This is a genomic window from Verrucomicrobiia bacterium (assembly GCA_026414565.1).
In the GTDB taxonomy this organism is placed as follows: Bacteria; Verrucomicrobiota; Verrucomicrobiia; order Limisphaerales; family Fontisphaeraceae; genus Fontisphaera.
The window spans coordinates 40,835-62,792 of record JAOAIT010000045.1; the positions used below are offsets into that span (position 1 = coordinate 40,835).

Below are 21,958 nucleotides of genomic sequence, written 5' to 3' on the forward strand. Positions count from 1 at the left end.
CCCCCAACTATGCCCCAATCGGAGCGGCCCCTCAAGCGGTTAACGCGGCGTCCCAGTCCTTCCACACCGGCTCATAGCCCAGGCGCCGGATGAACTCGGCCACTTCCTCCGCCGAGCGTTCATCCGCAATCTGGAATTGCCCGGTGGCTCCGGCGCCTGCGCCCGCCCATTCGCTGGCGCCCGCCGCCAGCTCGCGGATGCGTCCGCGCTCGGTGAGGTGCAATTTGTCGCGGCCCGCGCCCGTATAGCCGCCCGGCTCGGTATGGCTGCCGGCGCTGACCAGGGTGATCCCCAGCGGCAGCAGGCCGTTGCGCAGGGCAGGGGATTCACGGGTGGACAGCACCAGACCTACATCCGGCAGCAGCAAACGGAAAGCACAGACCAACTGCACCAGGTCCCGGTCCCGCATTTGCGTCCGCGGTTGAAACTCGCCGGCACAAGGCCGCAGCCGCGGAAAAGATATCGTAAGAAACGCCTTCCAACAGTGTTTCAGCAGATACAGCGCATGCGCGGCGGCCGCAATCGCCTCATAACGCCAGTCGGCCAGCCCGTACAGCGGCCCGATGCCCAACCGCCGGAACCCGGCGGCATAGGCGCGCTCCGGCGTGCACAGCCGGTAATTGAAGTCGCGCTTGGGGCCGCTGACATGCATCTCCTGGTAAACCTCACGATTGTACGTCTCCTGATAGACCACCAGCCCATCGGCGCCCGCGTTGACCATCCGGCGATAGTCCTCCACTTCCAGCGGGCCCACTTCGAGTGAGACACTCGGCGTGCGCGCATGCACCTCGCGCACACACGCCTCCAGATAATCCACGGGGATGTACTTGGGATGCTCTCCGGCCACCAGCAACACATTCCGGAAACCTTGGGCCAGCAAAGCCTCTGTTTCCCGGCAGACCTCCTCCACACTCAAGGTGACTCGCAAAATGGGGTTGTCCCGGGAAAAGCCACAATAAAGACAGTTATTGATGCACTCGTTGGACAGATAGAGCGGTGCGAACAGCCGAATGACCTTGCCAAACCGTTGCTGCGTCAGCCGTTGCGCCCGCCGGGCCATGGCCTCCAAAAAATGCTCACCAGCGGCCGGTGAGAGAAGCGCCGCAAAATCCGCCAGCTCAAGGCGCCCCACACTCAGCGCCGCCTGCACCCGCGCCGTCGGAGCTTTCTGTGCGACAGCCGTCATTGTTTCCAGCGGCAATGTCGCAAATGTCTCAACAAAACTCATTTTTCCACGGAAGGAATTGCGCCTTCCTTATTCGCAGCGGGCGGCTTGAGCGCCACCCCGTGGGGCAGCTTACCTTCCCCTAAAAAATTGTCCAGCCGGCCGGAAAGGTCAAATCGAAGGCTGGCCGGCCTTGGCCGTGGCTTGGGGCCGTTCAAGTGCTTCTTGTCCGGGACACCGGCAGAGGACACCGCCAGCAGGAGGATGGCTTTTGAGATTCAATGTTTTTTGGCATCCCCGCGCAGGATCTCCACCAGTTCAAAGGGGCGGGAGAACCCGTTCGCCACGGCAATCTCCCGCAGGGTTTGGTTCGTTGAGGCTTGGATTTTATGTTCGCCCAATCGCTGCAAGGCAGTGTCCAGCGCGATTTTTTCATCCTGGCAAAACTGGGCAAGGGTCTTCCACCCCACGCCGCCTCCGCCTCCTCCTGCTCCGCCGCCGCCCCCCTGGCGCCCCTTGCCACGCCCGCCGGGGGTGGCCACCATGACATCATATATTTGTTGGGCGGAGCGGTTGTGGCGTTGGGCCAGCTCCTGCACTTGTACCTCAGGCGATTCCACGCTCAGGCCTGCCGCCGCCAGACGTTGGGTGGCTACCTCCAGGGCCACCCCTGCCTGGCGGGCCAGTTCGGCCAGGGAAAGCAGTTCGGCATGGGGGATCGGGGCGCGCCGGCCGGGCGTTTCCCAGCTCTCTTTGAGGGCTTCATTCCAGGCCAGCAACTGCTTGAACGGCGGCCAGGCAAAATGCGTCCCCACCGCCACCCCCGCGCAAAGAAGAAGGGCGGTGGCCCATTCCCAGCGAAATCCAAGCCGCCCCGCCAGACGATCCTTGAAATACCCCACCATGGGCCGCCAGTTCAGGAGAAGATGGACCACGGACACTCCCAGGAACAGTGCGCTGAAACAGACATGCAGAGCCGTCCATTGTTTTTTGGTCAGCCCCAGCAAAGTCCAGTTGGTCCAATTGGCCACCCGTCCCGGTGGCGACACGAACAGCATGATGCCGGTAACCACCAGAATGATAAAACCGGCCAGGACAAGAACTGACGTTAGCGCCCGCCAGCTAAAAGAGGCGCGTTTCATTGAGGACATCGCTGGATCAGCCATATACAGATAGAGTCTTGGCCGGCACAAAGGTTACAAGCCGTTTAGTGGGTGATTCCATGCTTTAATCTTGTGCGGGAATGCCTGATGCCCCAACCGCGTTCGTAGGGGTAATCCCGCCAGTGCTTTGTCCCGTCCCGGACCTGCCCCATGCCCTCCCGCTGCCTCCATCGGAAAATGGTACCTGTTGCAGATAAGGTTATTTGATGGTAGTTTGCCCTGACTTAAGGCAAGGCATGTTTGACGACGAGAATAATCGGAAGGGCGACAACGAGGGCGATCGGAAGGGCGGAGATTTCAAAGTTTCGCCGCGCACGTGGCTGGTCTGGATCATCATTCTGGCCACCATTCCGCTATTGATGATGCTCAAAGAGCGCTCCGACGGCGTACAGCAGCCCCTGCGGCGGGCGGAATTTTTCTCGTTGGTCCGCAGCAACTACATCGTGCAGGGCACCCTCGTGCGGGATGCCCAGTACGATAACATGTATGAAGTCGTGGGGAAATACCGGATCGAACGCAACGGCAAAATCGAGGAGAAACCCTTCCTCGTCAAGGACATCATCCTGAGCGAGGAGGATTTGAAGTTGCTGCTGGAGACGGACAAATTTGACACCCGCAAACCCAACACGGTGTTGACGCAATTATTGGTGGGCGTGCTGCCCATTGTGCTGATTGTCGCCTTGATTTATTTCTTTCTGATTCGCCAGATTCGCATGGCGGGCCGGGGGGCCTTAAGCTTCGGCAAAAGCAAGGCCCGCATGCTGAGCAAGGAAAAAAACAAGACCACCTTCAAGGATGTCGCCGGCGTGGACGAGGCCAAAGAAGAAGTGCAGGAGCTGGTGGAGTTCTTGCGCGACCCCAAGAAATTTCAGCGCCTCGGCGGGCGCATCCCCAAGGGCATCCTCATGATTGGCGCGCCGGGCACCGGCAAAACCCTGCTGGCCAAGGCCATTGCCGGGGAGGCCGATGCCGCCTTCTTCAGCATCAGCGGCTCGGATTTTGTCGAGATGTTCGTGGGCGTGGGCGCCAGCCGGGTGCGCGACATGTTCGAGCAGGCCCGCAAAAACACCCCCTGCCTGGTGTTCATCGACGAAATTGACGCCGTGGGCCGCAGCCGCGGGCACGGCCTGGGCGGCGGCAATGACGAGCGGGAGCAGACCCTCAACGCACTGCTCGTGGAGATGGACGGTTTTGACACCACCGACGGCATCATCATCATCGCGGCCACCAACCGGCCGGATGTTCTGGACCCGGCCCTGCTGCGCCCGGGGCGTTTTGACCGGCAAATTGTCATCAACCTCCCCGATGTGCGCGGGCGCGAAGCGATTTTGAAAGTCCATGCCAAGAAGGTGAAACTTGATCCCAGCGTGGATTTGGCGGTGATTGCCCGCGGCACGCCGGGCTATTCCGGGGCCGAGCTGGCCAACTTGTTGAACGAGGCGGCCCTGCTGGCTGCCCGCGCCGGCAAGAAAGCCATCACCATGGCTGAGCTGGAAGAGGCACGGGTCAAGGTGCGCTGGGGCCGCGAGCGGCGCAGTCTGGCCATGAGCGAGGAGGAGAAACGCAGCACGGCGTGGCACGAGGCTGGCCATGCGCTGGTCAACGTGCTCCTGCCCCACACGCATCCGCTGCACAAGGTGACCATCATCCCGCGGGGACAATCCCTGGGCGCCACCATGTCCCTGCCACGGGAGGACACGTTCAGCCGGCGCAAAAAAGAGATGCTGGCCATGATTTCGGTCATCATGGCCGGCCGCATTGCCGAGGAGCTGTACACCGGCGATGTGTCCACCGGTGCTGCCAACGACATTCAACAGGCCACCAGCATTGCGCGGGCCATGGTCTGCCAGTTCGGCATGAGCGAGAAGCTGGGCATGATTCAATTTGGCGAGGAAGACGGCTACGTCTTCCTGGGCCGTGAAATGGTGCGCAGCAAGGGCTATAGCGAGCAGACCGCCCGGGAAATTGATCAGGAGATCAAGCGCATCATTGATGATTGCTACAAAGTGGCCAAGGACCTGATCTGGCAGCACCGGGACAAATTGGAAATGATTGCACAGGCCCTGTTGGAGTACGAAACGCTCGATGGCAGCCAGGTGGAGGAAATTGTCCGCACCGGCCGCTTCACTCCCTCCGAGCCCCAGTACCGCGGCTCCGCCCCGGCGGGGGCTCCGGCCGACACGCCGACACCAGAGATGGCCGTGCCCAAGCCGCCTACGCTGCCGGGCCTGGGATCCCCCGCACCCGCGCCGGCCTGAGCCGATAACCGGGGCGGTTTCGAGTCTGGTGCCAGCCGGGGGCGCGCCGGGCGGCTTTTTTTTTGGCGACTGAACCCACGGGATTTGTTATACTGCCGCCATGAACCGACCCGGTGCCTCACGATTGGACAGCGAGCTGACCAACCTGGAGCTGCTCGGCCTGCTTTCGTCGCGCATCATCCATGACCTGAAAAACAAACTGGCGGTGATTTCGGGGCATGCCCAGTTTGCTGAAATGTCCAAACAGAATCCCCAGGTGGCTGCCTCCGGCATGGCCATCATCAAACGGGTAAGCGAGGAGGCCGGCAAGCACGTGGAAGCCCTCGCCAAACTGCGGCGCACCCTGCCCACCGAACGCCATGAGTGTGAGCCGGCGGAGGCTTTGGCGGTGCTGACGGAGCTTATGGCGGGCAAGGAGGGCTGGGAATTGCGCGCCCCCAACGCCGGCACGCTGAACAAGCTGGCCGTGGAGCGGCGCTGGCTGCGTTTCATTTTGCGGCATTTTCTCTCCGTTTGTCAGGGCTCTCCCGGCGTGGTGACGGTGGACCAGGCACGCGGGGAGGTCCCCCCCGAGGGGGCGGATGTGGCGCCGCTCTTTCCTGACCGCCAGTGCTTCCGGGTGCGGATGAGTTGCAAGGCCAGTCCCACTGAAAAACCGCCGCTCAATGAGGATCCGGTGCTGCAGTTTCAGACCCTGGCTGTTTATGAGCTGATTCGGAAACTTGAAGGCGGGCTGGTCCAGCAGGCCGGTCCCGATGGCCGCGAAGAAATCGTCATCCTGATCCCCCTGGTGCAAACCTCCGCCCGCGCATGATCCAAGATACCATTGCCAAAATCGAGGCCCGGCTGGCTTCGACGGAACAGTTGCCGGAGGAAAAGCGGCGGGAATTGCTGGAGCTGGTGAGCCGCCTCAAGGAGGAAGTGCATTCGTTGTCTCAAACGCATGCCGATGACGCCCGGAGCATCGCCCAGTTTGCCGCCCTCTCCACCCACGAAGCCACCCGTGAGGACGTGAAACAGCCCCTGCTGGACACGGCCCTCAACGGCCTGGCCCGTTCCGTGCAGGGATTTGAATCTTCGCATCCCCGGCTGGTGGACGTGGTCAACCGCATTTGCACCACCCTGTCGAATCTGGGCATTTAGGCTGCCCCTTCCGCATACCATGGCTTTGACCGTTGCCTTTCTTACCCACGAGCCCTTTTATCCCCCCACCGGGGGCGGCTCTTCCGAGGCCATTTATTTGGTGCAGGAGCTGGTGCGGCGCGGGCATCGGGTGCGCCTGTTTTGCCCGCAAGTGGAGGAGCCGGAGAAGGTGGCGCGGGAGTTTCGGGTGCATTTGGAGCCTTTTACCCGCTGGCGGATGGGCCGTTACGCACGCCTGCGTAATCTCAAGTACCTGGCCTTTCCGTGGTTTCTGGAGCAGCAGGTGGCCCGGAGTGTGCAGCGGGAGCCGGTGCAGGTCATTCTTTCCCAGCACACTATCGCTTCGGTGGCCGCCGGCAGGCTAAAAAAACGCCTGGGCATCTGCACCGTCATGAATTATCTGGATTTCTTGACGGGGTTCATGGAGGCCTGGCCGCCGTATGTGGCCCCCCCCTTTTTGCTGCGCCGCTTGGAGCATTTTGAAGTCACCCTGCCGCGGCGTTACGGGGCGGACGGAGTGCTGGCCATTAGTGACACCATGGCCGAGCATTTGGCCCAGGCAGGCTGTCCCAGGGAGCGCATTTGTCCCATCTACTTCGGCTACGATCCGGCCGTGTTTCCCTTGCGCCCGCCGGATCTGGTTCCGCCGCCAGAAAAGCCGGTGGTGGTGATGCATGGGTCCTTCGACCAGCATCATCTCGGCCCAATCGCGCTGGAGGGCATGGCCGAGCTCGTCCGTCGGCGACCGGAGGTGGTCCTTCGGTTTGTGGGACGTGAAACGCCAAGTTTGTTGGGTTTCGTGGAACGTTTGCGCAATCAAGTGCCCCACGCGCGGGTGGAACTGACCGGATTCACCCCCTATCACGAGGTCGCCCGGCATCTGCACACCGCCAGTGTGGGCTTGGTGCCCTACGAGGAAACCACCGGCACCCATTGCGCCTTTGTGGCCAAAATTGTCGAGTATCTGGGCGTGGGCCTGCCGGTGGTCAGCACCGCTCTCCGCAGCATCAGTCGTTATTTTGCTGATGAACCGCTGGCCCGTTTCGTGCCCTTCGCTGGCCGGCCCTTTGCCGAGGCTGTGTTGCATCAACTGCAACTGCCGCACGATCAGCAAATCGAATGGGGACAGCGCGCCAGTGCCCGGGTCCAACGCGAGCTGGCTTGGCAGGTAATCAGCCGAAAAGCCGTGAACTTTGTAGAGCGGGTTGCCGGGGATGGCTCCAACCCCCGCCAGCCGTAGTCCTCTGCCGCCTTCCCGGCCTCATTGCTTGGGCGGCATGCCGGCGTAGCGGTACAGGTCCGTAATGGCCCACAAATTTAATGGATCAAACGCCTGGCCAAATTTCAACGGCCGGGCGCTGTAATCGGCCCAGATATAATTCGACATCCCCCCTTGGGAGCTGCGCGCCGTGCGCATGTGCTTGTTTTGATCAAGCTGCAGGATGTCGTCATACATGTCATAATCCATGTAATAATGGCCGGAATCATACTCTTTCTCCCCAAATACGATGGTCTGGCTGGGGTCTTTGATGGCATTTTCGCTTAACACCCGGGTGGACGTGCCGGCCCGGTAATTGGCCCAGTCGTTGGACGCATTGACTTTGAAATAATCATTCCAGCCGTTGATGATGTAACTGCGTGGGGCGGCATCCGCCGGGTATTGAGCCGCGGTATTATCCCCCTGGCCAAAGGTCTGTGGATTCATATCATCGCTGGGGCAGACCAGCAGCTTGAGATTGTTGAAATAGGGGTACAAACGACTGGGCCAGCGCTCACGGCGGGTGCGGGGCGGATAATAGCCGTCATTGTCCTGCACATACATCTGCAACGCCAGACCAAGCTGGCGCATGCTGTTCAGACACTGGATGCGTTGGGCGGTGGCCTTGGCGCGGCCCAGCGCGGGCAACAGCATGCTGGCGAGGATGGCGATAATGGCCACCACCACCAGAAGTTCAATCAAGGTAAAGCCCCGGCGGCTTGCGCCGGAGGCAACGCGGTTCATCTGAACTGGGCACACCATACCATGCCATTAGACGTCCGCCCTCGCGCGGAAGTTACGCCAAATTTTATCGGCTCCAAGTCGCGGCACGCGGCGGGGCGGCCGCTTCATTCGGCCGCGGTCCGCAACCGATAAAACCGCGCCCGGGCCTCAGCCGGCTCGGACTGGGGCAGGGGCAGATTCAAGAACACGCGGTACCACGGCGCTTTGGGCAGAGGGGTGACCTGCCGGGGCAGGGGTTGGACCACGGGCTGCCAGTTTCGCAAGTCGGAGGAAGTTTCCAGGACATACGGCACGCCAGCCCCCACCAGGTACTCCAATACCAGATTGCCGGCGGCGACCTTGGGTGCCGCGGCGAATCCCAACAAATAACCCAGCCCGGGAGCACTGCTAAAGCCGCCAGTGAGATGGCTGACCTGCAGCATATAACTCACTGGTGCGGCGCCCGGATTATAGACGGCAATATTCCATTTGCCCGCCACAGGGGCATTACTGACCACGATTTGCTCGATATTGGTGCCCGCGCTGACCGAGCTGTAATCAAAACTGCCGGGGGTGGGATAGGCGGGCGACCGCGAGACCAGCAAATCCACGTTGCCGTCCAGCGGCCACAAAGTGAACACGCCGGCCGAGGCATCCGGCGGCAGGGTAACCTCGTAATAAGTCAGAGTGCCGGGACCAAGGATGCCGCTGGCGGGCGGGCCGCCGGAGGTAAGCACCGGCAGATTAAAGCCCACCATCAGCGTGAAGGTGTTGGTCGTGCCCGGCGTTTCATTGCGCACGCCAAGGTAGTAACGGAGGCCGGGGATAATCTGGGGGGTGCTAAAGCCCAGCGCATCCAAGATGGCGGCGCCACTCTGCACATCATTCAACAGCACCACGCTGCCGGGGGTGTTGGTGTCCGGTATGCCAATTTGATTGAACAGCAGGTCCAGCAAACCATCACCGCTTACGGTGGTCAGGACATTCGTGGCAAGCGTGGCTACGGAGGGGACATCCACCACAAAGTAAAGGGTTTGCCCCCCGATCACGGTGGCCGTGATGGGCACCCCATTGGTCAGCGCGTTGGCCAGGGCGTTGGTATTAACAAACGCCAGGTTCAGCCGCCAATCCAACAAGGTGGCATCGGTGACGGGATTGCCTCCCAACCGGTCCCAAATCTCTAAACGCCAGAACCCTTGCGAAGTCTCGCCAATCAGTTGATTCAGGGATTCCTCCGGCAACACAAAGAGACGATTGGTCACCGGAATCCCGTTGGTATCCTGGATCATGGTGGAATCAAATGGCGGCGGCTGAAACTTGATGGGCGTGGTGGTCAGGTTGGTGTTCTCGGTGAAACTCAAGTAGTAATACCGGCCGCTCATGACCGTGGGGGTGTAAATCCAGGCAGTGCCCAGGTTGCCGCTCTCCTGATTCATGATCACCATCAGGTTCGTGTCGGCGCCCGGTCCGTAGTCCACCAGCAGCGTGCCGGTGCCATTGATGAAGCCGGAGTCAAAAATCAGCCGGCCTCCGTAATACACCCGCAGGCTGTCGGGAATGTCAAAGAAGTCATAGTCAATTTTCAAGGTGCCCACGGTCTGGGTGATGGTAATGATGTTGGTGATGGGATCGGGTGTGTCCCAGAACTGCTGCGGCGCCAGATAGTTGGTCACCAGATAACCCGAACCAATATTACTGGCCAATGGCCCGCCGCGGTTTTCCATCAGCACGATCCGCGTCTGGCTGGGGCTGACCAGCGTCAACACCAGATCGGCCACGCGCGGATGATCCAGGCGCACATCCACCATCACATCCGCCACCAGCCGGTTCTGCGGCACGTACACCTGCGAGTTGGTGGTCACGTCATCCATCAAAGCGCGGGAAATGCCCGGCAGGTACGCCTGGAACGGATCCGCGTTGAGATTGCGCCCCAGGGCAATGCCCAGACGCACCTTGATCCGGCTGGGGCTGGGGTTATACACGCCGGCCACCCACAAGCCGGAGGTCAGCGGGGGCGAGTCATAGATGCTCAAATCCATCTGTCCGCCCGGCGGAGTGATGGAGAGCGACTTGTCATAGTCCAGCAGGGTGGGCGGCGCCCCGCGGCGCACATACAAATCAAAGGCCACATTGGGGCCTTCGATGATCGAGACGGTGAAGGAAACATTCGTCACGCCGGGCGGCACATTGATGGGTTCGTAGTGGTAGGCGCCGGGTTGCACCCAGAAATCGGTGTAGGTGTAGCCGAGGTCATTGGTCATCTCCATCGCCGGCTCCAGGCGCAGGGTGAGGCTGTTGACCACGCCCGTGTGATGCAGGGCATTGTCCACCATCGTCAGAATCCACATGCCCTGGCCCTCGTCACCAATAAAGTCGCGCAGACTGCCCGGCCCCTGGGTGTAACGGCTGTTGTCAATATCGCCCTCGTCACTGTCATCGTAAATAAAGGTGTAGGTCACCGGCGAGGGCGGCACCATCTCATCGCCGAAGGTGTGATTGTTCAGCACCACAAACTCATCCCCCGCCTCGCCCGCGTGGCTCAGGATGCCAATCAAATCTCCCAGATTCTCGTGCGTGATCACATTGGTGACCACCACCCGCCTGATGGTGATGGGTTCGGTGGCAATGGCAAAGACCATGGCGCCCTGGGGATCGTCCGGCATGCCGTCCGGCACCTCCACATTAACGCTCAACCCCTGCACAATGAGGTTGCCCTCCTCATCACGCTGCGAAAACGGATTGTTGCTCGAGCTGGCAAACAGCCCATATTCCGCCGCCTGCTGATCCTCGCTCTTGACCCCCACATAAAACACCTGGCCCTCCGGCGCATTCGTGATCACGATCACTTCATTGCCGCCGCGCCGCGTGGATTTCAAGGCCGCAGCAATGGCCGCCGGATTCAAATTGGTCAGGGAGGAATCCGTGCTCACATACAAATCAATGTCGGCGTCCAATGCCCGCGGCCGGCCCAGGTTGGGCGGAATAAAGGTCAGGAAGGCCAGGTTGGTGCCGGCCGCATTGGTGCCCACGGCGCTGTTGGTGAACACATAGAAATTCCACTGATTCACCACCCCGTTGGTGGACGCGGCCAGAGGCGGATGGGCGCCAATGCGCTGGCGCATGAGCGCCTGGCTGTTGGTCAGCCCGATGACGATCGGCGCCGGGTCAGGCACAATCGCCGCCTCGGTCACCTGGATGGCGTTGGCATCGTGGCGCGCATCGCTGGAGATGACCAGCGCATAGTCCTGGCCAATCCCGTTGGTAAAGCTGGTGACGGCATTCACATTGACGCGCCGGGCCCGCACAATCACGGTGAAACTGCCGCCCGTCGGTTCACGAATAATCACATTCTCCACATTGTTCACGTAGTCAGCCTGCAGGGCGGCCAGCACATTCGAGCCGGCCTGATTGGTGGCCACCACGGGGGTGGTGAAGTCGTTGTCCGGCTCAAAGTTGTTTCCGAAGTACACCTGATGGGTGATGTTGTTGCTCACAATCAAATCCAGATCATTCACCAGCTTCACGCTGGCCACCGGATTGCCCGGCGGATCCGTCCACGCCAGGGTGATCCGCAGGGGCTGGGTTTGCGCCGCCGCCGACAGCGTGACGGTGCGGGCCTGGCTGTCGCCGGTGGTGAGGATGCGGTTGGTGGCCTGATCGAAGAGGGCGGCGGGCACGCTGGGGATGCTGTTGGTCAGATTCACCACGCCCCAGCCCTGGTAGTTGATGAAGCTGCGCGTGTTCAAATCATAATCCGGCAGAGAGCGCGCGCCGTTGATGATCAGGGCTTTCATCAAGGCCGGACTGTTGGTGCGGTGCAGCGTTTTTTCAAAATACTCCTGCATCAGCGCCAAAATCCCGGAAACCATGGCGGCCGCCATGCTGGTGCCCGATTCATAACGGTACAAATCGCCCAGGGCCGCATTGAGCAGCGCCAATTCCTGATAGTAGGTGCCAAAATCCACGGCAGTGCCCACCACCACCGTCAAATCAAAGGTCACCGGGTACAGCGTGGGATTGCCAATCGCGTAAAAGTATTGCCCCGCCCCGCCGCTCACCGTGACCGTGACATCATTAACGCCACGATAATCAGCCGGCGTGGTGTTGGTCCCCCGATTTACAAAAATCGGCAGCGCAGGCATCGGATTGGGCGAATAGGGGCTGGGCACGATGCGGATGCGCAGACGGGTGGCAGAGTCCGGCACCCCAATGCTGAACTCATTGGTCGCGCCGGCGGGAATCGTCACATTATAAAAGTTGTTCACGAAACCACTGCCGGGGTTGGTGGGTGTTTGCCACCCGCTGGCCCGGCACGAGACGACAAATTCCCCCGGCGCCACCACATCCGGCTTGAAGCGCCCATGCTCGCCTTCCTGTCCCGGGGCCACATTGCCCCGGCTGGAATGGGCGGCCACCTCCACGGCGCTGTCGGTGTGGCCAAGCCACAAGCGATTGGTTTCGTCATTCCACACGACCTGGTTGGTGATGAACCGTTTCTGCTCCAGGCTGCCCACCGTAATCACGTTCTTGGCCGTGGCGGGGGACAAAATACTGCCAGCTCCGCCGCCTTTGCCATCCGGCGTGCCAAAGCCGTCATTGCCGGCCGCAAACACAAACAGCACGGGTTGATCGCCGGGTTGGCCGGGCAGGGCATCGCGCGTGGCGGCGTCAAAGCTGGCGCTGGCAAAGTTGTAGGAGTAGGCATCCTCGTAATACCAACTGTTATTGGAAATCAAGATATTGGTGCGCGCCGTATTCTCCTGCAGCAGGGTGTCCGAGTAGTAATCAAACAAGGCATACTGCGCGTAAAGCCGCGCCGCAGGGGCCATGCCCCGCATGATGGCGCCATTAGTCGAGCCGGGAGGCGGTGCGGAGGGACTTCCGCTGCCATTGCCAGCGATGGAGCCGGCCACGTGAGTGCCGTGCCCATCAGTGTCCACCGTGGCGCCAAACACGCGGCCTTGCAGGGCGGGATGACTGGCGTCCACCCCCGTGTCGTTGATCCCTACCGTGACCCCGGCGCCGGTCAGCCCAAAATAATTGGGGGAAGTGGTCGAGTCGGGTGCCACCGACACCGTGACCCGCGCCAGGTCGTTGGCGCGTTTTCGGGCGCGCGCCTTCTCTATGGCCTGCACCTCCGGCAGCCGGGCCACCTCGGTGAGCCGCTCAGACGGAAGCTGCACGGTCATCTGCGGGCCAAAGGGCGTGCGTTGTTCGCGCACAATGGACGCACCCAGCCGGTTCAGCGCCTCGCGCCCCGGCGCTTCCGTGCCGGGAAACAGCACCACGTGCAACGTCATATCGCGCGGCAGGGGAGCCGCCGCCAAGGCCCCGGCCAAAAGTTCCTCTTCCAGTTTGTAGTAAGGTTCGTAAGGGGTGACCGCTTGCACCTCGGGATGATTCTCCAGCCGTCCCGCCGCCGCGGCATCACCGCGCACCAGCCAGGCTTGATTGGGAATATAGGAAACCGGCTCCACCCCGGCGGTTTTCAAGAGCGCGATAAAACGGTCATCGGCCTGCCGCCGGGCCTGCACAATGAAAGCACCTGGCTCACCCCCGGCCTTGAGGACGGGGGGAATGGGCAGCGCCAGCGGTTGCGTGGTATCCAACAGCGCGTTGCGGAGCAGCAACGCATGATCCTGCCGGGCCAGCGTGTCTATGGATTTGTCGGTGTTGCTCAGACGATGGGGAAAACGCGGATCCTCTGCTGCCGGCCGTGGGGTGACTGGCGTAGTGGCCGGGATGGCGCCTTGCGTGGCTGACGTCCCGGGATGGTGGGTCTGTGCTCCCGCGTGACTGGCTCGGGCGATGGCACCGGAACGTCCGGGCCACACCTGCCACAGGACCCATGCCATCAGCATCAGACCTGCGGCCACTAAAAATGGAGAGGCACGTTTCATAGGTCAATTTACACTATGCAGACATTGGGCGGGAGGGGGTGCAGGCGCGAAAAACACCCTGGCCCAACCATCGCCCTGACCGCCTGAAGCCATCCAGGGCCTGTTGGCCGGCCCAACGCGCTCGCCCACTGCCGGGGAGGTATTTCAGACTCCCGCGCATAAGGCACTACTCCGGCGGCAGAAAGTTGAAACTCTCAATGACCGCCCGCGGGCGCACTGTGCCCGGGGTGGTGGAAACATCCTCGATCCGCACCACTGTGCGGGTGCCCACCTCGCCGGTGACCACATAATTGGTGCACAGCATGTAGGCCGGGTGATTGGGGGCCAGGGTCATCTGAATCGAGGCATTGGCCGGCCGCAGCGATTGCCCCCACGCATAGATCACAAATCGCGCCTCCTCCACCCGCAACAGCGAAAGCAGTTTCTGCGGCAGCATCTCATAGGCTGCATCACTCACGCCCCCACCCGGCGATTGGCCCGGCTGGCCCCCTGCCTGCCCGGCCAGGTAGGGCGAGCTGACTGTCAGCTCGGGCACCTGCAACACATCACTGACGCGCTCAAACCGTCCCCGCGGCAGCGTGGCCCGGAAATTCATAAGCCCCTGATAAATGGCATCCAACTCCGGCGAATTGGGTTGAATCACCACATCCGCCAGCCCCGTGGAAGTGGTGGTGGCCACCAAAATGCCGCTCAACGCGGCGCTCCAGGCGGCATAGTTGGTCTGGTTGATGGGCATCAGGCCCCGGGTGGCCTCCGGATGCGGCGCCGTGGTGAACAGATCCACCAGCCGCCAGTCGTTGGTGGGATGACTGACCTGCGGCAGACGGCTCCCGGACCAGCGCCGCCACGTCTGCTCATCGGCGGCGGTGCTCTTCAAGTAGATCGTCTGCCATGGCGTGCCCCGATGCACCCGCCCCAGCCACCCCACATTGGGAAACTTGGTGTGCGGAAAATCCCAGTCATCGGATTTGCGCACCTCCGGATCCTTGACGCGCAGATCAAAGGCGTAGGGATCGGCAGAGGGATCCTTTTGGGGATTGCCCCCCCACGGCTGATAGCGGGTATTCAAGCGCCCAATATTCCAATTGGTGGGCGCCAGGGAAGGGGGCTTGAGCACCAAAATTTGATTCGTCACCCCCCGCGGATCCATCAAATCCTCCACCCGGTAATGCACCAGCGGATCGTTGGCCTGCCATGAGGTCAGCACATACAGCTTGCGCGTTGGCGAAAACGGGGATTGCTGCACCAGCCCGGACAACGGCAACTGGCTGCGCTGATACCGCAACGGCGGCTGGCCCATGAAAACCCGGAAGGTGTCAATGGACTTCTCCTTGTCCATGCCCTGCGCGGCCTGATCATTGTAGCTGCGCCAGTCGCCCGCGCTGACGCTGCGATTGCCCAGGCAAACTTCGATTTGATTGAAGATTCCCTCCGGCGGGTGGAACAGTGTGTTGCCGCCAATCCGGTTGGTCAGCCACATGCTGCCAATCGCCGAAGGCTCGCCCAAAATATCATTGTTGGAAATCAGCTCGCGGGTGATGTCAATGTAGCTGTCCAGGCCCTGCAGGTTGACATAGTCCACAATGCGGTTGGTCCCGCTGGCCGTGTCCACCAGGGCATAAAGAAATTTGTTCACAATTTTCAGCCCCCACTGCGGCGTGGTGAAGCCGGGCGTGCGATCAAAACCGGGATTGGGCACAATGGGCAGAAAACGATTGCCCGCCGTGAAATAACCGCTGTTGGGCAGAAAAACCAGGTTGGTCTGAAGCGGAATGCGAAACGCCCCCGGCCCCCAGCTTCCCGCCGGAATGGCCGTCGGCCCCAGTGCCGAAACAATGACCGGTGGATTCGGCATGCCATTGGGCAGGTTGGGGTAGCCCTGTTCATTGGTCAGCACGATCATCATGAAGTTGGTGGCCCGCATCTCCAGACTGCGCGGGAAGGCGCTGGTGTAGGAATTCCACAATTCCACCCCCACCACGTTGGAAATGCCCAGCACCCACATCTGATTGGTCTGATTGGGCAGGGAATTGGTGCTCGGGCGGCGAAATTCGAGCTTGCGGGTGACCTGAATGTAGGTTTGCAGGGCGAACTCGTTGAAATTGGGATAGCCCTTGCGCGCGCCAATGATGAGCGGCACGCCCCAAACCATGTCATACGGTTGCAACGCGCCGCGATCCGCCGTGCTGTTCAAATCGCGCAGGGGCACGTCCAACACCGAATCATCCTTCTGCTCCTGGTAGCCCACAATGTAAATCGCCTCCCCCTGCTTGGCGAACACAGGGCGAAATACCGTTGGATAATCGGGGTAAATGCCCACATCATTGCGGGTGGCGTCATATATGTTGGCCGTCATCTGCAGCAGTTGATGCAACTCCTGGCTGTACAAATTCGTATGTCCCGTGGGCTCCCAGATCAAAATGTTGGTGATGGTGAAACCAAACTCGTTGCTCCGGGCGCGAAGCAACCGATCCGCCACCAGATTAAAGAACGTTGTCGCATCCCACTCCGTCAGGCTTTCCAGGTTGGTGGTGATGTTGTCGTAATTCAGGTGAATGACATTGGTCAGTTTCAACGGCACGGTGTCCGTGCCCAGTTGCGCGAGCAGCCGGTAAAAGACGTGGCCATCGTAGGGCGGCAGGTTCTGGCTGGCGCTCAGCAAACGATTGGTGAACGCCACCGACGTCTTGGCCGGATCAAACAAATCCCACGGCGTGTAAAAACGGTTCTTACTGGGGCCGCCGGGCCAGCTTTCCTGGGGCTGATCCTGGCCGATGGATCGGTTGTCCAAATTGATGGTCTGAAGGCGATCCGCCAGCGTTTGCACCGGCCCGTTGCCGTAAGTGTCCAGGCGGTCATGGCTAAACTTGGAAGCATTCGCTCCAAACAAATCATAGGCACTGGGATAACCGGTCCGGTAATTCCCGCCCACGCGGAAACGGACAAAATCTCGCGCATCCTCAAACGCCGTGCCAGAACTGCCTGCTGTAGGATTGATTGCGTAATTCGTATATGTCCAGGAATTGGTATTCAGGCTGTGCAGGAAGGCCGCCAGGTTGATTTCCCACGAGCCGTGCCCTTGATTCCGCAAAAACGCCTCGTCATTTACCCCCCGGCGCTTGGCCTGATTGTGATTGGCATTGAGATCCAGCAGCCCGCCCGACGGCATTACCAAATACGCGTAGCGATAAAGAAACCGGTTGGTCCCGCTGTGGCCCTCCCCGGGATAGGCCGTCACTCCAATCCATTCGGGATCGCCGAGGATTTCCGGCAGCGTCGGGTCATGGCGTCGGTTGCGGTTAAGATCCAGATAAAATCGTTCCTCCAGCGCGCCCGCCAGCGTGGGCAGAAACACAGGAGCGCGGGCATCATTGCTCAAGCCGAGCGTGGGATAGCCGGCCACCGGGCCAACCACATCCCAATTGGTGGAGACGATCGCCGGCAGGGTGAGCAGGTCATTGGAGGTCCCAATACGGGCCAGGATTTCTCCCAGTGCCCGCTCGCGCCCCGCCGCCGCCGCCGTTTCGGCCACCGTCAGACTGGCCGCTTGCGTCACTTGGCCGCGCTCGCGCCGGGCAATGAGCAGAAAAGTGACGGCAATAAAGGTGATGATGGACAACATGATCAGCGTGATCAGCAGGGCCACACCGGCCTGGCGCCGGTGGGGACCGGCCATGGCTGTCCATCTCAACTTGGGGGTGGCAAACAACTTCATGGGCGTGGAGCGGCCAGCACGGGAATGCGCTGGCGGAACAAATGGGTTTGGGCGGTGCGTCGCTCATGTTCCAGGAAGGCGCGCGCCTGCGCCGGGTCCATGACCTTGATGCGTTCCACCAGGTGCTGCTCGAGCACCGCCAGTTTCAGCTCAATAAAAGCCGGCAGGGCCTCCCCCCAGAAAGCCGCCACATTCGCATCCACCCATTGGTTGGTGGAGGAGGGAGGGCGTTGGCCCTGGGCATCATAGACGTGAACTTCCAACTGCACCACCCCATCCGCAATCCGGTGCATGTAAGGGCTGTTGGGCAGCCGCCCCACTTCATTGGTAAACATGCGGTAAAAGGCCCGCGTGCCCGCAGGCGAGTTGGTCTCCGCGTAAAAACGATAGAGCGTCCCCACCCCGTTCTCGGCCGGATCCACCAAGTAACCAATGCCCTTGTAGGTGGTGTTTTCCTGCAGGATGAAAAAGAAGGCTTCGAGATCATTGTCCAGCGTGCCGCCGCCCGGCAGGCGCTGGTTGAGGGGATTGGCACCCAGGATGCGCGAGGCAAAAAAATGGAAACCGTTACCATCCTGCCCCGTCGCCACTGCCTGTTGCACCTCGCGGGTCATCATTTCCATCATGATCCGGCCGCTTTCCAGCACGTCGGTTTGATTATTCGCCGAGCGCAGGGCGCGGGAGGTCTGCGAAAACATGGCCAGCAGGCCCACAATGATCATGGCCAGGATGCCCACCGCCACCATCATTTCCACCAGGGAGAAGGCCCGGGCAGAGCGGCCCTGCCGGCATTGTGACAACCGCGCCAGTGGGCGCTTGCACATCCTCTGGATCATCGAAAAGGTCATGGCCGAAACAGAAAGATGGTTTCTCCCGCCACATTGGTTTCCATCAGCGTCCCGCTGACCATGAACCGATAGGTGCGCGGACTGCCGCTGGCCATGCGCCGCCCGGGCGTCCCGTCGGGGCGCAGCGGCCATTCAAACCGCAGGGTGACCTCATGCAAATAGTCCGCCAACTGCGGCGGCGACGACGGCGGCGGCGGAAAGGGCCGCACTTCACAGGTCAAACGATAACGAAATGCCACCGGCGCACTGGCCGCCGAACGCTCCGCCGCCGACCCGCTCAAGCCGCGCACAATGGCGGTGTTGACCTGCTCGGGGATGCTCAACATCCCGATGACCAGCAGGGGGTCATTCACATTTTTTCCGTTCACACTTTCCACCTGTCCCGCCAGTTGGATGTCGCCCGGCGCGCCCAGCCGGATGGCCTGCATGAAATAACGGGCGTCCTGGTCAATGATGGTCTCCTCGCGATTGTCTTGCGTCACCCGCATGCCGGTGGGCATGACGCCAATGATGGCCACCAGGGCAATGGCAATCACCCCCAGGCAGATGGCGATCTCCACCATGTTGAACCCGCGCTGGCGCTGGCGCTGACGTCGGCTCTGGTATCCTGTGGTTTGCATGCCAATGAAGCGGTCAGGGCTGCACTCCCGGCAGCTCCGGACGTACCATCTTCCCGCGGCCGGTCATCCAATCTATATGGATGATGTTGTAATTGTTGATGCTGTTATTGGGCGGGTTTTCGATGACCTGGGGCGCCTGCCAGAGAAGCTCCTGGGTGACCGGATCCCGCGGCGGAATCACCGCCCCGCGGGCCAGCGGAATATCCACGTCCGTGGCGGTCGGCAAAGGACGCCCCTGCGCATCAAAGCGCACCAGTTGCCCCTGATGATTGAAGGCTATATACGGCATGGGCACCAGCCGGCTGGTGGCCTCCGGAAACGGGATGGAGGTGGTGGGAAACGGCGTGATGGCGCCCTGGCCCGTCGTGTATTTCCAAATCGGAATAAACACCCCTTCCGGCAGGCTGACCCAATCCCGCAAATACGCGGGGGTGTTTTGTCCGGGCTGATCCCCGGCCTGCCGCCGGGCAAACAGGGCGTAGCCGGTATATTGCAAATCCAGCAGCTCCCGCGCCCGGGTTTGCTCGGGGCCGGTAAAAGCGCCGCCCAGGCTGTAATATTGGTGGGGCAGAAAGACCATGAACACGGTCGTCCGATGACGAATGGCCAGCCGGCGGGCATAACCAACGTCATCCAAAAGCTGCCGGGTGGCTGCGTTCATGGTATCGCTCTTGGCGATCTTGCGAATGGCCGGCAGGGAGACCGCCGTTAACAAGCCAATGATGGCAATGACCATCAGCAGCTCCGCCAAAGTGAAAGCCATCATCAGCCACGGCGCACCCCCTGTGGGCCTTCGGCCTCTGGCCGCCGCCCGGACTGCGGCATGATGATGGATGATGGCGGTTTTCATGGCGGTCGTTTCCGGGCCGGTTATTTCCATCCCAGCACGTTGTCCTTGTTGTCCGGATGATTGGGATCCGGATTGGCTTTGCCATCCGGCCCTCGGGACCAGATCATAACGTTGAGCCGTATGGCGCCCGCGGGGTTGTACACCGGATCTTTGGCCACATCATCAAAGTCATTGTCCAGCGTGATGATGTACTGATTGCCCCATGGATCATTGTAGTTGCCGTTGGGGGTCACTCCCGGCGCGCCATTGTCGCTCGCCGGTTTCACATCTAGGTACACCGTCTGGCGGGGATTGCGCGGATGCCCCTGATTGCTGGCCCGGTTGGCAGGATTCACGTTGCGCAGCACATCCACCACCTCGTTGTTGTTGGGGCCGCCCCCCAGAAAATCGGCTGCCCCATAGGTGGTGTCCACCGTATTGGTGGTGGGGTAGATGCTGTAATCCTTCTCATACATCAAAATGGCCGCTTTCAAACCGGCCATCTCCGTCTTGGCCAGCGCCTTTTTGGCTTTGCCTTTGGCCGCCACCACCGCCGAGAGGATCAGTCCCGCCAGGATGGCGATGATGGCGATCACCGTTAACAGCTCAATCAGCGTAAAGGCCCGAGGGGCGCGTCGGTAGGCTTTCATAAAAATTGGTCTTGAAGTCCTCATGGTTTAGCGTCGTTCCCAATTCGAAATACGCACCACTTTCCCGCGGATTACCAGCTCCGCCCACAAATCATAGGAGTTCTTGTTGTGATCGGGGTTGGTGGATTTGTACCGCCATACGTTGATGGTGGGATGGCTGGGCACCGGCGGCGTCCCAAAACCCTGCGGCCATTCGCCGGGGGTCTTGAGCAGTTTGACTCCGCCAATGTCCACCGTCTCCGGGATGGTATCGCCAAAAAAGCTGCGAATGGTCTGCCCGGGCTTGGCGGTGTGCACGATGCCCCCCACGCCCAGCTTCCCCATGTCAATCGGTTGCTGGTGGATGTCCGTAAAACGCGACCCGTCCCACAGCACCCCGGTCAGCTCATAGAATAACTGATGGACCGCGGTGTTGCCGGAGGGGTTGTCAGGGGGATATAGCCCATGCTTGGCGTGATAAGCCTCGATGGCCGCTTCGATCTGCCGCAGTTGCGCCTCCGCCCGGCTGCGCAGGGATCGATCTTTGGCCACCGGCAGAATCGTCAGGGCAATGGCCGCCAACACCCCGATGACCGCCAGCACCATCAAGATCTCCACCAACGTGAATCCCTGCCGGATGCGGGTCCGGTTCTGCTTCGCTCTTGCCAACGTCAGCATCGCTTTCATGCGCTGTTTTTTTTGCGCCGGACTATACCCTGAGGCCCCGGCGGTCGGCCATGCTTATTTGCGGCCGCGGCTTTCTTTTCCAGCCTGGGCTCCGCCGTCTCGCTCGGGGGCCAGCAGGCGGGCCGGGGCAGGGGAGGCAGCATCGGCAAATCCTCAGCGCCCTCCGGCAGCTCACCCGTTGCGGGGGCCGGAGGTGGTGGCAATAACTGGCTGATTTTGCGGGCCATGGCTTTTCCTTATCCGCGCAAGTAGCGCATGCCGGGCGCATTTTCATTCTGGCGGGCGGCCATTTCCTGCTCCAACCGCTCGCTGATCCACTGTTTCATCATGCTCTGATAGTTGAGGTAACGCGAGCGCGCCAGCCGTTTGATGCGCGAAAGCATCCGCGGATCCATCCGCAACGTAATGGTGACTGACTCGGATAATTCCGAACCCGCCGCCACCGCGGCCTCCATCAGCCGCAAATCAATGCGGTTCTCCGCCCAGAACGCCGCCTCCGCCTGTTCACTGTCAAACAGCGGAACCTCTTCCCAATCCGTAATCGTGTTCATGAAGATCGTGGCCCAGCTTATGCCGACAGCAGTTGGCTGGCTTTTTTCTGGTAAAAGAAGCGCTCCTCCGCCGTAAAGGGCCGTGCAAAAATGACCCGCGTCACCTTGCCGTTGGTCCGATATACACTGAAAATCCCCTGTCCGCTGGCCGACAAACCCAGATTGAAATACCGCGCCTGCGCCGAAAAACGGGGGGTGTCCGGCAGCAGCTTGACGGCGAAGGGATCCTCGAAAGACTCCTCAATCGCCACCGTGCTTAAGGGCGGCTCAATGGCAAACGCCGGCTGAAACCAATCGAAATCCATAATGCATTCAATGTATATCCAAACGCAATGCGTTGTATTGACGATGTAAATACGCACATCTTCCCGTACCTGTCAAGTCTTGGCTTTTCAGCCATATTCATTTTCCGCCCCAGGTTTGAAGGATTGAAGTTGTACTCCTAACGAATGCCCTCGCTCCCTGTCTT

The 21,958-nt window shown here is 60.9% G+C and carries 16 protein-coding genes; 4 read left to right on the forward strand and 12 right to left on the reverse strand.

What is annotated here, in order from left to right; all coding sequences use genetic code 11:
- Positions 1-31: 31 nt before the first annotated feature.
- On the reverse strand, positions 32-1,228 hold the full coding sequence (gene thiH, locus N3J91_10550; GenBank protein ID MCX8156869.1) for a 2-iminoacetate synthase ThiH: 1,197 nt from the start codon (positions 1,226-1,228) through the stop codon (positions 32-34).
- 215 nt (positions 1,229-1,443) lie between these two features.
- Positions 1,444-2,331, reverse strand: coding sequence for a DUF4405 domain-containing protein (locus N3J91_10555; GenBank protein ID MCX8156870.1), 888 nt, complete (start codon positions 2,329-2,331; stop codon positions 1,444-1,446).
- Between the two features lie 233 nt (positions 2,332-2,564).
- Here N3J91_10555 and ftsH point away from each other — a divergent pair, with 233 nt between their 5' ends.
- From ftsH to N3J91_10575, 4 genes are all read left to right on the forward strand, one after another.
- Positions 2,565-4,586 carry an ATP-dependent zinc metalloprotease FtsH gene (gene ftsH / locus N3J91_10560; GenBank protein ID MCX8156871.1) on the forward strand — a complete coding sequence of 674 codons (2,022 nt, stop codon included), beginning with the start codon at positions 2,565-2,567 and terminating at the stop codon, positions 4,584-4,586.
- 100 nt (positions 4,587-4,686) lie between these two features.
- Positions 4,687-5,400, forward strand: a complete 714-nt coding sequence (locus tag N3J91_10565) for a hypothetical protein (GenBank protein ID MCX8156872.1) — start codon at positions 4,687-4,689, stop codon at positions 5,398-5,400.
- Positions 5,397-5,729, forward strand: coding sequence for a DUF4404 family protein (locus tag N3J91_10570; GenBank protein ID MCX8156873.1), 333 nt, complete (start codon positions 5,397-5,399; stop codon positions 5,727-5,729). Before N3J91_10565 ends, N3J91_10570 begins: the two co-directional genes overlap by 4 nt.
- Before the next feature lie 19 nt (positions 5,730-5,748).
- Entirely contained in the window at positions 5,749-6,969 is a 1,221-nt protein-coding gene (locus tag N3J91_10575; GenBank protein ID MCX8156874.1) for a glycosyltransferase, read from the forward strand.
- A gap of 21 nt (positions 6,970-6,990) precedes the next feature.
- On the opposite strand, the gene N3J91_10580 is transcribed toward N3J91_10575, so the two are convergent.
- From N3J91_10580 to N3J91_10625, 10 genes are all read right to left on the reverse strand, one after another.
- Positions 6,991-7,731 (reverse strand): DUF1559 domain-containing protein, encoded by a 741-nt coding sequence (locus N3J91_10580; GenBank protein MCX8156875.1) that lies wholly within the window; start codon positions 7,729-7,731, stop codon positions 6,991-6,993.
- A 104-nt stretch (positions 7,732-7,835) separates the two neighbouring features.
- Positions 7,836-13,610 (reverse strand): S8 family serine peptidase, encoded by a 5,775-nt coding sequence (locus N3J91_10585; GenBank protein MCX8156876.1) that lies wholly within the window; start codon positions 13,608-13,610, stop codon positions 7,836-7,838.
- Between the two features lie 166 nt (positions 13,611-13,776).
- Entirely contained in the window at positions 13,777-17,286 is a 3,510-nt protein-coding gene (locus N3J91_10590) for a hypothetical protein (GenBank protein MCX8156877.1), read from the reverse strand.
- 35 nt (positions 17,287-17,321) lie between these two features.
- Positions 17,322-18,149 (reverse strand): prepilin-type N-terminal cleavage/methylation domain-containing protein, encoded by an 828-nt coding sequence (locus N3J91_10595; GenBank protein MCX8156878.1) that lies wholly within the window; start codon positions 18,147-18,149, stop codon positions 17,322-17,324.
- A gap of 20 nt (positions 18,150-18,169) precedes the next feature.
- On the reverse strand, positions 18,170-18,793 hold the full coding sequence (locus tag N3J91_10600) for a prepilin-type N-terminal cleavage/methylation domain-containing protein (protein ID MCX8156879.1): 624 nt from the start codon (positions 18,791-18,793) through the stop codon (positions 18,170-18,172).
- 13 nt (positions 18,794-18,806) lie between these two features.
- Positions 18,807-19,643, reverse strand: coding sequence for a hypothetical protein (locus N3J91_10605; protein MCX8156880.1), 837 nt, complete (start codon positions 19,641-19,643; stop codon positions 18,807-18,809).
- Between the two features lie 20 nt (positions 19,644-19,663).
- Positions 19,664-20,272 (reverse strand): type II secretion system GspH family protein, encoded by a 609-nt coding sequence (locus N3J91_10610; protein MCX8156881.1) that lies wholly within the window; start codon positions 20,270-20,272, stop codon positions 19,664-19,666.
- A gap of 27 nt (positions 20,273-20,299) precedes the next feature.
- A complete protein-coding gene (locus N3J91_10615) occupies positions 20,300-20,938 on the reverse strand; it encodes a type II secretion system GspH family protein (protein ID MCX8156882.1) in 639 nt (212 codons plus the stop codon).
- Between the two features lie 236 nt (positions 20,939-21,174).
- Complete coding sequence (locus N3J91_10620) at positions 21,175-21,489, reverse strand: BrnA antitoxin family protein (GenBank protein MCX8156883.1); 315 nt, start codon at positions 21,487-21,489, stop codon at positions 21,175-21,177.
- A 17-nt stretch (positions 21,490-21,506) separates the two neighbouring features.
- A complete protein-coding gene (locus tag N3J91_10625; GenBank protein ID MCX8156884.1) occupies positions 21,507-21,794 on the reverse strand; it encodes a hypothetical protein in 288 nt (95 codons plus the stop codon).
- Positions 21,795-21,958: the final 164 nt, after the last annotated feature.